This is a genomic window from Dyadobacter sp. BHUBP1, from assembly GCF_050587785.1.
Taxonomy (GTDB): Bacteria; Bacteroidota; Bacteroidia; order Cytophagales; family Spirosomataceae; genus Dyadobacter.
On record NZ_JBOBIH010000004.1, the window covers coordinates 539,530 to 552,853 of the forward strand.

10 protein-coding genes are annotated in these 13,324 nt (G+C 51.8%); 4 read left to right on the forward strand and 6 right to left on the reverse strand.

Annotated elements, in window-relative coordinates:
* Positions 1-147: 147 nt before the first annotated feature.
* The gene (locus ACQ4MZ_RS18795) at positions 148-3,453 is read right to left on the reverse strand and encodes a glycosyl hydrolase (RefSeq protein WP_430847267.1); all 3,306 of its coding nucleotides are present in this window, start codon (positions 3,451-3,453) and stop codon (positions 148-150) included.
* A gap of 176 nt (positions 3,454-3,629) precedes the next feature.
* On the opposite strand from ACQ4MZ_RS18795, the gene ACQ4MZ_RS18800 reads away from it, so the two are divergent.
* Entirely contained in the window at positions 3,630-4,091 is a 462-nt protein-coding gene (locus ACQ4MZ_RS18800; protein ID WP_430847269.1) for a hypothetical protein, read from the forward strand.
* Positions 4,092-4,093: 2 nt separating this feature from the next.
* Positions 4,094-4,399, forward strand: a complete 306-nt coding sequence (locus ACQ4MZ_RS18805; RefSeq protein WP_430847271.1) for a helix-turn-helix domain-containing protein — start codon at positions 4,094-4,096, stop codon at positions 4,397-4,399.
* A 97-nt stretch (positions 4,400-4,496) separates the two neighbouring features.
* Here ACQ4MZ_RS18805 and ACQ4MZ_RS18810 read toward each other — a convergent pair whose 3' ends face one another.
* The 3 genes from ACQ4MZ_RS18810 to ACQ4MZ_RS18820 all read right to left on the reverse strand — a co-directional run bounded on the left by ACQ4MZ_RS18810 (position 4,497) and on the right by ACQ4MZ_RS18820 (position 8,093).
* Positions 4,497-7,061 (reverse strand): TonB-dependent receptor, encoded by a 2,565-nt coding sequence (locus ACQ4MZ_RS18810; protein WP_430847273.1) that lies wholly within the window; start codon positions 7,059-7,061, stop codon positions 4,497-4,499.
* A gap of 259 nt (positions 7,062-7,320) precedes the next feature.
* Positions 7,321-7,554 carry a thioredoxin family protein gene (locus ACQ4MZ_RS18815; RefSeq protein ID WP_430847275.1) on the reverse strand — a complete coding sequence of 78 codons (234 nt, stop codon included), beginning with the start codon at positions 7,552-7,554 and terminating at the stop codon, positions 7,321-7,323.
* A 128-nt stretch (positions 7,555-7,682) separates the two neighbouring features.
* Positions 7,683-8,093 (reverse strand): DoxX family protein, encoded by a 411-nt coding sequence (locus tag ACQ4MZ_RS18820; protein ID WP_430847277.1) that lies wholly within the window; start codon positions 8,091-8,093, stop codon positions 7,683-7,685.
* Positions 8,094-8,171: 78 nt separating this feature from the next.
* On the opposite strand from ACQ4MZ_RS18820, the gene ACQ4MZ_RS18825 reads away from it, so the two are divergent.
* Entirely contained in the window at positions 8,172-9,167 is a 996-nt protein-coding gene (locus tag ACQ4MZ_RS18825; protein ID WP_430847279.1) for a glycoside hydrolase family 43 protein, read from the forward strand.
* Between the two features lie 332 nt (positions 9,168-9,499).
* A complete protein-coding gene (locus ACQ4MZ_RS18830) occupies positions 9,500-11,155 on the forward strand; it encodes an arylsulfatase (RefSeq protein WP_430847281.1) in 1,656 nt (551 codons plus the stop codon).
* 162 nt (positions 11,156-11,317) lie between these two features.
* Here ACQ4MZ_RS18830 and ACQ4MZ_RS18835 read toward each other — a convergent pair whose 3' ends face one another.
* On the reverse strand, positions 11,318-12,115 hold the full coding sequence (locus ACQ4MZ_RS18835) for a helix-turn-helix domain-containing protein (RefSeq protein ID WP_430847283.1): 798 nt from the start codon (positions 12,113-12,115) through the stop codon (positions 11,318-11,320).
* A gap of 6 nt (positions 12,116-12,121) precedes the next feature.
* Complete coding sequence (locus ACQ4MZ_RS18840) at positions 12,122-13,153, reverse strand: SDR family NAD(P)-dependent oxidoreductase (protein WP_430847285.1); 1,032 nt, start codon at positions 13,151-13,153, stop codon at positions 12,122-12,124.
* Positions 13,154-13,324: the final 171 nt, after the last annotated feature.

Genomic DNA, 13,324 nt, shown 5'->3' on the forward strand with positions numbered 1-13,324 from the left:
CGGTCAGACGTAGGCAAGAGTTGTCAGGTGTGGTCAGGTGTAGTCAGGTGTGGTCAGGTATAGTCATGTGTTGGACAATACCTGACAATACTTGGCTACACTTGACAATACATGACTACACATGACCATTCCTGACTACACCAACGCTCATTTCACGGGCGTTGCCGCCACCAGTTTCACCGGTCCAAGCAAGCCGCTGGGCAATAGGGGAGCATCGGCTTTGTAAAAGGGCATAGTGGTATAGGTGATCTTGGTCGTAACGCCGGGTTGCGTGTCGCCGATCAGGCGATTCACCCATGTATTTGTTACCTTCACCTGAATGCTGTTGGAGCCTTGTTTCAATGCATCCGTAATGTCAATGCGGAATGGCTTTTTCCAGATAATGCCCATGTTCTTGCCATTGACAATCACTTCCGCCAGGTTTTTAACATCCCCGAGATCGAGCCAGTACCGCACATTTTTCTGAATGGAGGGCGCATTCAAGGTGTTTTCATAGGTAGCCGTTCCGGAGAAATACTTGATACCGGGGTCGGTATTCTCTGAAAGCGACGCCAGTGCAGTGAGTTGCGCCTGTGCGGGAGCGCCCAGGCCCGGCTGGAAGCGTACCGTCCACGCATCGGTAACGTCCGCGATTTCCGATTCGGAGAAAGTGGGTGCCGTATAGGAGCTGCTGGCTGCTTTCCCGTTGAAAACGATAAAATATGCCTGCCAGGAATCGAACTTCAATGGAATGGTGGTGCGTCCACCGGAGATATTATAGGAGACTTTACTGGTTTTGCCGGTTTCGGGGTCCCACAGCAAAGGGATCTTACCAATGACCCGGAAACTGATCTGTGCTTCGTTGGCATCGTTGCTGCGGTTGTCGAGCCAGTAAATATCGGTATCGGCGGTTTGGCGATGCACGTACAGGATTTTCGCTTTTTCACCCGTAATGATCACATCCTTGGGGGTGATACTACTCAAAACCGTCTCCAGTGACTGCGTAGAAACATTCGGGTTATTCCAAATTTTGTTCACAAGCATTGTAAACGCCGCCGGATCGTCGGCCAGGCTGGGGGAGCGCTCAGGCTTTACGCCAGCCACTTTCATGCCGGCAGCCACCAGGTCCCCGATCTTTTGAAGTACCGGCAAAGTCATATTCCGCGCGGTAGAATCCAGCACAAGCAACCGGTATTGCTGGCCCGAGGGCGTCACGATCATTTCCTTTTCCACTTTAAGCGCATTCCTGATTACGCTCGAATTGGCAAAGTCGAATGCGTAGCCTGCCGGGATCGAGGGCAGTTTTTGGGTCGAAATCTGCGTGATATTGGAGTTTTCTCCATAATAATAAAGCACGTCCACCACCGGCTTGCCCTGTTGGAGCATGAAGCAGCTTCTGCCCAGGTAACCTGTCCAGGCCGTCGCCTGCTCGGCCCAGGTTTCCTGACGGGTGAAATACTGACCGAACGGACCCAGCGAAAAGCCCGGCTTTTTGTCGTCGAGCGGCTGGTGCACCGAGGTATGGACCACAAAACGGTTCAAGCCCGAGGCCATTTCAAGGTCGGCGGTGCGTTTCAACTTTTCGGGGTGCCAGGTAAATGCGTTACCGACGGAAGTCATCGACTCCGCCGCGACGATGTTTTGCCCGTAAATATGTGCCACCGACGCCGATTCGCGGATATCTGCCTCGCTGCGGATCTCCTCGTCAGCGCCACCGGCCAGGCTGCCGGGCGTCCACATCGCCGCCATCGGGACATCCGCTTTGCGCTTCACATCCATGCCATCTGCCAGGTATATGCGCCCGCCCTCGTGCGACTCCGTGTAACGTTTCATGCCGCGGGCCTTCAACGCGTCACCGATCACTTCATAGTGGTTTTCGACGATTAGCTCACCGATCGTTTTGCGGAAATCCCATAGAAACTTGTCGCTTTCCGCTGCGCTTTTCACGATCACGCCGGTGAGCACGGGGATCCAGGAGATAAGGTCGTAGCCGCGGCGCTTTTTAAATTCCGCCGGCATTGCTTTCGTCCACGTCATGTGCCCCGCCTCGTAGCTGTCCAGCACCATGTATTGCAGCCCCTTGGCGCCCATTTGACCGCCGGTGGCGTCTTTGTACATGTCGAGGTAGGTGTTAATGTATTTGGTGACTGCCTCTTTATCGAGTTTATCCACTTCCAGGCCGGTAGCTTCCGGTGATGCAGGGTGGTTTTTGCGACCGGTAAGGGAATAACCCAGCCGTACAATCACCCAGTTACCAGCTGGCGGCGTCCAGTTCAGGCTGCCGTCGGCAGTCATTTTGGAAGTCAGATCGACCACGTCGGTGAGGGGAATCGCGTCCGCATTGGGTTGAATGAAAGAGTCCGTATTTTCCCGCCACGGACTGAATCCTGCCTTTTCTTCGAACTGGTCTATCCGGTCGGTATTATGAAGCACGATTTCGGCAACCTGCACGCCCTCCGGCTTGGCGGGCTGCGCATTACCACCGCCAAACATTGCAGCGAAAGGATTGGAGGGCGGCGGCAATGTCTTGAATGCAATGCGGTAACATTTGGCGGTTACCGGGGCAAATGCCAGCGTGTTTTGGGGAACGGTACTGCCTTTAATCGGCGCCACGTCCCGGAAATTTATTCCATCATCGCTAACCTTCAATGTCCGGTTATCAGGCGCGCCGTTGAACTCGGCCAGCGCCCCGCCCGAGCTCGCGCCCACGATGGTCAATGCCTTGAATGTCTGCGGGCTATCGAATTCGTATTGGATCCACATATCCTGACCCACTTCCATTGGCGGCAGCAGGCTGGTTTTACCCAGGTCGCCATCAGTCAGTTCCGCCACGGAAAAGGTACCTCCGCTGGAAGTCACTTTGGGATTCAGTGAAGTCATGAGCTTGTCGGCTGTGGGCAAGCGGTAGGCGATCACCGCTGCATCGGCATAGTAATCCGGCACTTCGCCGGTGGGGCCGGTTATGCCACCCTCGGCGGGGAGCGGGACGTTCTGAAATTTACCTGCTACGGGCTTGGCCTGGGGTAGTTTGCCGGTAAATGCCTGTCCCCCGGCGACGCGGGTTTCGGTCCAAACGTATTTCTTCATCGCATCGGCCGCCGGTACCCACGGGCCACCGGTCACGCTCCACCCGGGCGAGCCTGCGATAGCCATTTCGAGGCCCAATTTTTCAGCTAGATCGGTGGTATGTTTGAATGCGTCCTTCCATTCCGGCGTCATAAACACGAGCTTTTTAGGCGTGACGTTGGGTGTAAAGAGGCTTGCGTCGAAATTCTGGAAACCGCCTATGCCTACACGCTTCATCCATTCCAGGTCCTTGGTAATGCCTTCTTTTGTGATATTTCCGTTCATCCAATGCCACCATACCCGCGGTTTGGCGGCATCGGGCGGGGTTTGGAAGCCTTGTTGGAGAGTAGTGGATTGTCCGAATGCGAGCGCGGGAAGCGCCCACGCGAGTAGTGCGAGTTTTTTCATAGTAATATGCTGATTTACTGCCGGAAAACTGGTCCTGTTCGGATGGTGAAGCGGCGCGGGACTAATATCTACTCATTAGACAATAAGAGGAAATTTTTAGATATTGCCCATAGAAACGATCTCACTCAACATTCCTTTTTGTCAGGAAATGTTTTATCTTTGAACTTAACTTAAAAGTGAATCGTATCTATTTCGAGTGGTATTCCAGATCGGAGGAGGTAACTATTTATACCATCAGATTTGAAGGTAGTCCGGTCACGAAAACCGACCAGTTTGTGGATGAATTTTTTGAAAAAGGATTTTTCGAAGACATTCGGTTGATTAAGCGCTGGCTGCACAACATCCAAACCCGCGGAGCACAGCCAAGGTTCTTCCGGGCTGAAAACAATGTCAATGCCGGGCCTGTAACGTTTTCCAGACTAAGGATCTACTGCATAAGGTGTAGTCATAGCATTATCATTTTGGATGGTGGAGGAGAAAAGAAAGGCCAGAAAACGCAGGATGGCTCGGAAACGTGGAGCGCTATGAAGCTGATGATGGCTATCGACAATAAACTGATTGAAAAGATCCGGGAAAAAGCCATTTATTATTCCGACGACCTGATGACATTGGAAGGTGAACTTTTTGTAGACATATAGTTATGAACGCATTAGACAAAATTATTCCAGATCCAGCCATTGATAAATTCGTTGATACCAGTTTCGATCTTTCAGACCGGATCCATGCAATACTCGAATCAAAAGGATTGACGCAACGAGACCTGGCTGAAATGCTGGGTAAAAAGGAATCGCAGGTGAGTAAATGGATGACCGGGACACATAATTTTACGATCAAAACACTGGCGTTGCTTGAAGTGAAACTGGGCGCTTCGATTTTTCAAATCACGAGTGGTCCCATTGAGCCCTTGAAAACGAAAAGAGCCGAGCCTGATGATGTAATGGTTTAACGGCGCCGCGTCTTTTGGGGCTAAGACAAAAAAATCGGGACGTTCCAAATGGAAAGCCCCGATCAGCAGTGTTATAATATTCGTATTCCTCGAAACCTTAGAACGAGTAGCGCAATGTCACGCCGTAGGTGCGTTGGTCGCCTACTACCCCGGCATATTGTCCATAGCTGCCTGGTGCCGCCAGAAGCAGTTCGTAGTAATCCTTGTTAAATATGTTTCTGGCCCAAACGAAGAACGAAATGCCGTTCGAAGCGCGGAAGCCTAGTCGGCTGTTAGTCAGCGAGTAGCCTTCGATGTTCAGGTATTTGGATGGCGACGGGTTGGATGAGAACTCTGAGCGCGCAAACACATCGATACCCAGGAAGTAGTTGCCTTTCAAGCCCAGGAATGTGCCTTTCACGGTTCCTTCGCCGCCCACAGAACCCGACCATTTGGAGATACCCGGCAATCTGCCGCCCGAAATGTCTTTGAACGCCTGCTCACCGCCTACTTCTTCCAAAGGTACCGGCGCGTTTTTGAAAGTCACATATTTACCATCGGTATAGGCTACCGCCGCATTGAACGACAGGTTGCTGAAACGGATATTACCATCTACTTCCACACCTTGTACGCGCACTTTCTCTGCATTGGCAAGGTAGCCGCGGTTTACGCCGGGCTCGGGAGTCTGAACCTGCGTTTGATAATCGTTGATGTCGGAACGGAAAAGTGTCAGGTTCAATACCGAGTTAGCGGTCGGTCTGGTTTTGATACCCAGTTCTTTGTGATCCACGTGTTCTGGCTTCACATTGGCCAGGTCGAGGAGAACCGCGCCGTTAGCCGTCGGCAAACCGCCCACGTTCACACCGATAGGCTTATAACCGATCGAATAGGTAGCATAGGCGTTGAATTTGCTGCTTGCTTTGTATTGGACCGACAACTGCCCCGAGAAGTTCCCCTGATCGTAGTTGGTATTGAATGCCTGATCGGTATAAACCAGTTTTTTCAATGCCAGCAGCGCCGGGTCGGTGGTTTGGAGGCCGCCGTAAGTTTCTCTCTTATAGTCAACCACTTTTTTGTCGTAGTTGTAACGGACACCTGGCAATACGTGCAGCTTATCGGTGATCGCCCAGTCGGCCTGAGCGAAGATGGCCAGACTGGTACTTTTAATGCGGTTGGTGGTGCGGATACCGAAGTTATCGAACAAACCGGGTGTTTTCCAAAGCTCGCTGGTTGTGCTTTGCGCGAAACGCCATTGGGCCGAGCCCGCTTCTTCTGTTTGTACAGGGTCCGATTTTAAGTCTTGCCAAAGGCCGAACAAGCCAACCACACCGCTGAGTTTCGGAGAGATTTTACCAGAATAACGGATTTCCTGTGACCATTGGTCATGTGCCGAGTTGCCGGAAGAAATGGTAAATACCGGTAGTCCAAGGTAATCGCGGTCGTTGAGTGGTACCCATTTCCAGAAGCGCCATGCCGAAGTAGCCGTAAGCGTTCCATTGCCGATTTTGATATCTGCATTAGCCGACACACCGCCTAGTCTGTTATCCGCTTTGGAAGGCGTATCCAGGTCCACTTTGCGTTCGAAAGCGCTAGAATAGGGGAGTTTGTAACCCAGATCAGCGATAATCGCGTCGAACTGGCGGTAAGCTGCGCGTTTGGTAGGCACCACACCGGCCACGGGCCAGCCGTATCCATTGGGTTTCTGGTCTGAAACGTCACCGATCACGGTAATGTTAACCTTGCTGCTGGGTTGGTAGAGAATTTGGCCGCGTACACCGATGTTGTTGATGTCGTTGATCCGCTGCTGGGTATGTTCGTTGAAAAACAGGCCGTTACGCTGAGTTCCGGTGAAAGAGACGCGGGCCGCGAGTTTCTCGTTGATCGGGCCGGTGAATGATCCTTTGGCCTGAATGTAGCCGAAGTTACCGTAGCTGAGTTCGAAGCTGCCGCCCGGGTCGAAGCTTGCGCCGCGGGTAGTGATGTTGAATGCGCCCGCGGTGGTATTCTTTCCGAAAAGCGTTCCCTGAGGTCCGCGCAGTACTTCAATGCGTTCGATGTCGATGAAATCCAGCGCAGTGGCAGCCGGACGTGCATAGTAAACGCCGTCCACATAAAAACCTACACCCGGGTCGATACCGTCGTTGGTGAGGCCGTAAGTCGAGCCAAGGCCCCGGATGTTCAATGTAGTGTTACGCGCATTGGAAACATAGAGCTGAACGGTCGGTACCAGTTCTTTCAAACGGTTCACATTGAACGCGCCCGCATCTTCCGCGGCCGAACCCCGGATTACCGAGATAGGAATAGGCACTTCCTGCGCTGATTCCTGACGCCGGCGTGAAGAAATGATGACATCTTCGAGGTTACCGGCCGAAGGATCGAGCTTGATCGTCACCCCGCTGCCTTCGATCACGGTTTCTTTTTTGATATATCCTAAAAATGAAACTACCAGTGTGAATGGAAGCTTCTGACCCGTTACAAGCTGAAATTCACCATTGGCATCTGTGGCTGCTCCGTTAGTTGTTCCTTTGATCGTCACGGTTGCTCCGATAAGCGGGGAGTCGTTGGAAGCATCCAGAACTTTTCCTGAGACCGTCGCATTCACGATCGGTGCGTTCTGGGCTTGTGCGACAAATGAGATGAGTAGAATTGCTGAACTGAATAGGGTCGTTAAAAATGTCTTCATAAATGAGGAATTGCTTTACTGTTTTCGATGGTGTTATGCGTGGTGGTTACTGCTAAACAGCCGTTCCTAATGCTGATTACGGAGCTTCGGTCGACAACAGTAAGGTATAATCGGTGGTTTCATGTATAGGGATCGTAAGTTTCTCCGGCAAAGCTATGGATATTATTTAGTATATAGAAATAGTAGAGTAATATTTTTTTAAATAAAAAGCAAAACAGCCCGGGACATTCCTCCCGGGCTGCTCACAACGCATTGTAAATCAATATTTAAGATCTGGGATCGACGCGCCGAAATTAATGTGCAGCACGTTGCCGTTCGGCGTGAGCAATGCCGGTACCGACTGTACACCAGCCCGTTCGGCGTCGGCAATTTTGCCTTTGTCCACACCGAGATGCACTACTTCTATCTGGTCGGCGGGGATGAGGTTTAATATGTCCTGCTCTGCGCTGAGGCAAACCGGGCAGCCGGCATGAAAGAAAATGGCCTTTTTCATTGTCTTCGATTTAAAATGGTTCAGTGCGAAATCGCAGTACGAAGGTAGGTCGGTGTTGGACTGTTGTTCTGGTGCAGTTTTGACAGAAACAGCTAGACCAGATGGGCTCGGTATCAAATCCATTTTACCTATTGCACTAACACCTGACCCTGGCCGAATGCATTTCCGGAGTATTTTTCAAGCCTGCGGAACATCGTGTAAGTGACGGATACCATCACAAATGCGACGATCGCGTCGATGGTTGCCGGAAAGCCGATCACAGCGAGTTTGGACACGAATGCAAAAATGATGTCGAAGAATATCCCCGCAAATACCCATTCTTTCAACCGGTGCAATCTGTTGGGGGTAAGGAGCACCGCCACGCCCGAAAGCTTGAAAACGCCCAGCAGGTAAATGAAATGCGCCGGATAACCGAGCTGCACGGTTATATCCCACACGACAGGATTCTTGGTAAGTTCAAAAAAGCCGCTTGCGCCGAACCAGAGTGATGTTAATGTGGTACCTATCCAGTAGATCGTGGTTGTTGTTTTTTGTGTCATGACCTTGATTGTTTTTGAGTGATTGATGACACAAAACTGGCCTGAAATTGTCAGCGGCACATTCGTAATCCTATTGAAATGGACACATCCGCAGCCAGACTGGACGCTCCGGACGGCGACATTGGCAAGGCGAAGACGTCTTTGGGAATGGTTTTTGAATCCAGATGCCTCCATCAACATTATTCCGGGCATATGATAAAAGAAGGTAATCCTATTATCCGAAACTACTACACTGCCGATCCAACGGTGGTTGTCCACGAAGGAACGATTTACTTGTACACCGGCCACGACGATCCGCCACCTGGCGTCGACGATTACCGAATGCACGACTGGCTTTGTTTTTCATCCAGCGACCTTCTCCGTTGGGTCGAACATCCTTCACTCTTGAAGGCCACTGATTTCCAATGGGCCAGCGGCGATGCTTATGCGTCAAAGGTGGTTAGATACCGGGATAAGTTCTATTGGTTCGTGTCGGTAACGCACAAGGGCGGGCCCTTCAAGGCGATTGGTGTGGCCGTTTCCGACAATCCCACCGGCCCGTTTGTGGATGCCAAAGGCTCGGCGTTGGTGACCCATGATATGCTGCCTACAACCCAAAACGACAAAGCAAATCTCGATCCGACGGTCCTGATAGATGACGACGGTCGTGCCTACCTGTTCTGGGGCAACGGGCAATGCTATTTCGCCGAATTGAAAGGTAATTTGACTGAACTCGCCAGTGAAATTACTGTGGTAAGCCTCCCGGATTTTTCCGAAGGTGCGCACATTCATAAAAAGAAAGGCATTTACTACCTGGCCTACGGCTATGGTTATCCTGAAAAAGTGGCCTATGCCACAAGCCGGCACATCAAAGGCCCATGGGAGTTCAAAGGCATATTGAACGAAATCGCCGGAAACTGTGCAACAAACCGCCCGGCGATCATCGAATTCAACGACGCAGATTACTTTTTCTATCACAATGGTGCATTACCTGAAGGCGGTAGCCACCGCAGGTCTGTTTGCGTCGATCGGCTGTTTTACGAAAACGACGGTTCGATGCGGAGGGTCGTGATGACTACGGAAGGTATTCAATGAAATGCCGTTGGGGTATGCGTTGTTGTTACATGCCTGACGGCATTGCCCCACAGCTGTTCAGAGCCTGGTTTCTACCAATGTTACATCGCTAACGCGATTTAATATCGAAATACCCCGGGGCGCATACCGGGCATCTGGCCAAGTACCGTAGGCACGTAATATGGGCAGCAACAAATTCAGCAATCGGTTCGAAATGCCACAAGCATGTAACAACAGGTCGTCATACCACAGCAACCACTTAGTGTAAGTTATTTTAAATATAGTATATAGGATATATAGAATAAATATATTTTTGTAGCAAACATCTCTTGTTACATCATTTTCCAAAATTCATGAAGACCTCTACATTGTTAGCCCTGGCACTGATGACCTTCTCCGGCGTCACGGCGCAAAAGAAACCTGCTCCGAAGGGCCCGGACACCCGCCCGAATATCATCCTGATTATGGTCGACGACCTGGGCTACTCGGACATCGGCGCTTATGGTTCTGAAATCAAAACTCCCAATATCGACCAGCTTGCCAGCGAGGGGATCCGCTTTCGCGAGTTTTATAACAATTCCATTTGTGCGCCTACGCGGGCGTCGCTCATTACGGGCCAGTACCCGCATAAGGCAGGAGTGGGGTATTTCAATGTGAACCTGGGCTTGCCGGCTTACCAGGGCTATCTCAACAAGGAGTCGCTCACATTTGGCGAGGTGCTGCGCAATGCGGGTTACAGCACCTTGCTGAGCGGCAAATGGCATGTTGGCAATGATAGCATCGCGTGGCCTAACCAACGTGGTTTCGATCGTTTTTATGGCTTTATCAATGGTGCCAGCAACTATTATGACATTGGTAAATACGGCAAAGGCCCGGCGGTGGAGCTGGTGGAGAACAACAAGCGTATCAACCTTCCGCCGGACAAATACCTCACCGACGAGATCACCGACCATGCGCTCGGCTTCCTGGAAGAGCAAAGCAAGACGGCCAAACCATTCTTTTTGTACCTGGCTTACAACGCGCCGCACTGGCCGCTGCAAGCACCCGAATCGGACATTGCCAAATACAAAGGCCGGTACAGCATTGGCTGGGATTCACTGCGTAGCGAGCGGATCCAGCGCCAGAAAGCACTGGGAATCGCCGATCCGAAACAAGCCATAGCGGCCCGCGACAAGGACGTAACGCCTTGGGACAATGTGCCTTATGATGAAAAACTGCTTTGGGAACGTAAGATGGAGATTTATGCTGCCATGGTCGACCGGGTGGATCAGAACATAGGCAAGCTCCGTGAGAAGCTGAAAGCGTTGAAGAAGGACGATAACACGCTGATTATCTTCATTTCCGACAACGGCGCGCAGGGCGGCTATGCGGGCGCGTCGCCCCGCAGACCACAACGCAACACCGGCCCGGCCGGAACGGCAGGTTCGTATGTGTACCAGGACCAGCCCTGGGCGTACGTTTCCAACACGCCGCATTCGGCATACAAAAACAATATGCACGAGGGGGGGATCAGCGCACCTTTCATTGCCTGGTTCCCGAAGCAGATCAAAGGCGGACAGATCGTAAAAGGTACCGGTCACCTGATCGACCTTGCACCGACTTTCTATGATCTGGCCAAAGCGGCGTATCCGGCTACGGAGAAGGGCATTAATATCAACCCGCTTCCAGGAAAAAGTCTCGTACCTGTGCTTACGGGCAATGCTGGTGAGGTAGACCGCGGCGGCGAACCGATTTTCTGGGAACGAGCAGGTAACCGCGCCGTAAGGAAAGGCAAATGGAAAATCGTTTCAACTTACCCGGCTTATAAATGGGAGCTGTACGACCTGGAAACAGATCGCGGAGAAACCACCGACGTAGCTTCGGCGAACCCGAATGTAGTGGATCAGCTCTCGGCCGATTATTTCCGCTGGGCCGAAAAAACCGGGGTTGTGGATTATGAGAAAATCAAACCCGCAAATCCGATCGGCGCGCCGGCTGAGCGGCCTAACCGCAGACCACCTACTTTCTGATGCCGGTGCAAATCCGCGCTGGTGCAAAGCTCCTGCTTTGCACACATTATTTGCAGGCCTCCGGCCGGTCATTACAGCAACTTCTACTGTATTGACCGGCCGGAGGCCTGCGAATGCCAGGCCACGAAGGAAGACCTTCGCGCCATTTGGCCATTTGGATGCTCACTCCGTTGGCGCATATCCGAAATGTTTCTTGAATGCAAACCCGAAATGCGAAAGGTTTTCGAACCCTGCTTCGAGGTAGACTTCCGACGGCCGCCGTTTCTTTTCCCTGATGAGGTAATGCGCCAGGTCGAGCCGTTTTTCGGTGAGCCATTTCTGCGGCGTGGTCTGGAAAGTCCTTTTAAAATCACGCTTGAACGTGGTAAGACTGCGGCCGGTAAGGTAGCCGAATTTGCTCATGGGCAGATTGTACATGTAGTGCTGTTCCATGAAATCGGCGAGGTTGATCTTGCCCGGCTGCCCGAAATCTGCCAGTAAATGATCGATATCGGGTGCGAGCGTTCTCAGAATGGTAATGGCCTCTTCTATTTTAATGGCGGCCAGCGCTTCTGGCAGCGGGTCACGCAGGTCGAAATAGGGAACTAACGACGCCAGGCAGCTTTGCAGCAACGGGTGTTTGTCAAATGTCCGGAAGCCGGGTCTGGCTACCGGTTTCACTTCCACTTTATTCTTGGCATAATAGGCTTCCAGTCGCTGAGAGGTTAAATGCATTACGACCGATTGGTGGCGCATACCATCCTTAGGATAATTGATCACTGTCACCAGTTCGTGTCTCGGGAAAAAAAGTGTATCCCCCGCACCGAATAAATGTGTTTGCCCACCCTGGATGATCTTCGTCTCTCCTGAAATAAACCAGACCAGCAAATGCTCCTCAAAAAGCACGTCGCTTTTGTGAAAATGTTCCGTAAAACCGGAGATTTTCAGTTCGGGATGAATGTAATGCGCCTCGTGTGCCACGGTTGATCAATTGGTTTCAAAACTAGTGCCTGTCATTTGCTCGCTCAAAGTCCAAAGCCTGCGGGCATTTTCCGGGTCGATGGAGTAGGGTTTTACACCGCGCAATGTCCACGGCTGATCGTAGCGGTGCTCGATGTTACCATTATCGATCTCGGAAACATCGGCATTTTCACAATACAATCCGCCCAGGTTTTCCAGCTGCGGACTGGTGGCGCACCAAATGGTGGTGGCAGCGCCCTGCGGGATGGTTTTCAGCTTCTGGGCCACTTCCGGGTACATATTGCCATCGGCATCGTGGGTACCCATTTGCTGAAAAAGTTCCATCGGCGCTACGCGGCCAAGATCTGTACCGTTGACCGAACCCGGATGCAGTGCGAACGCCCGGACGCCGAACGCCTTTCCGCGGCGGTCGAGTTCCACAGCAAAGAGGTTATTGGCCGTTTTGGATTGCCCGTAGCCGGCCAGCGTTTCGTACTCCCGGTTTTCAAAATTAGGATCTTCGAAATCAAACGGCGCAATATGGTGGCCAAACGACGACACGCTGATCACCCGCGCATGACCGGCCTGTTTCAATGCAGGCCAGAGCCGAGCCGTTAATTGAAAATGCCCGAGGTGGTTGGTCGACAGCTGCGATTCAAACCCGCGGGCGTCGCGTTGGAGCGGTACCCACATAATACCTGCATTATTGACCAATATATCCAGCGAACGGCCGGTTTGCAAGAATTTTCGGGCAAAACTGTCAATCGAATCCGGGTCCATCAGGTCCAGCGACTCGACAATTGTATTAGGAATGCCGCTTACATTACGGGTAGCCTTGGCGAGGTCGCGGGCGGGTACGATTACGTGCGCGCCTGCTTCGGCCAGCACTCTCACGGTTTCAAGGCCGATGCCCGCATAGCCGCCCGTAACGATAATCGTTTTTCCCGTGAGGTCGATGCCGCTGATCACATCTTCGGCGGTCGAAAGGGCGCCGAAGCCCGAGTTTAGCGGCTGTTGGTAATGGGTTGACTGAATGGTGGTTGATGCTGAGTGTTCCATAAAAATCTACTGGTTTGTGATGGAACAAAATTAGCCGGGTAGGCTTCGGAGGGTTTTGTTTTAAGGGCCGATTTTATTTGTTTTAAAGACCACCGGAATAAAAAGATTGGTGGCTAAAAGCAGCTCACCAACGGAAGATAATTTCCTGTTTCCGTCTGGTAATCGGATTAA

Coding starts and splice junctions, on each gene's coding strand:
- ACQ4MZ_RS18825 (WP_430847279.1), top strand. CDS start 8,172: ATGGACACATCCGCAGCCAGACTGGACGCTCCGGACGGCGACATTGGC.
- ACQ4MZ_RS18810 (WP_430847273.1), bottom strand. CDS start 7,061: ATGAAGACATTTTTAACGACCCTATTCAGTTCAGCAATTCTACTCATC.
- ACQ4MZ_RS18795 (WP_430847267.1), bottom strand. CDS start 3,453: ATGAAAAAACTCGCACTACTCGCGTGGGCGCTTCCCGCGCTCGCATTC.
- ACQ4MZ_RS18815 (WP_430847275.1), bottom strand. CDS start 7,554: ATGAAAAAGGCCATTTTCTTTCATGCCGGCTGCCCGGTTTGCCTCAGC.
- ACQ4MZ_RS18840 (WP_430847285.1), bottom strand. CDS start 13,153: ATGGAACACTCAGCATCAACCACCATTCAGTCAACCCATTACCAACAG.
- ACQ4MZ_RS18830 (WP_430847281.1), top strand. CDS start 9,500: ATGAAGACCTCTACATTGTTAGCCCTGGCACTGATGACCTTCTCCGGC.
- ACQ4MZ_RS18805 (WP_430847271.1), top strand. CDS start 4,094: ATGAACGCATTAGACAAAATTATTCCAGATCCAGCCATTGATAAATTC.
- ACQ4MZ_RS18820 (WP_430847277.1), bottom strand. CDS start 8,093: ATGACACAAAAAACAACAACCACGATCTACTGGATAGGTACCACATTA.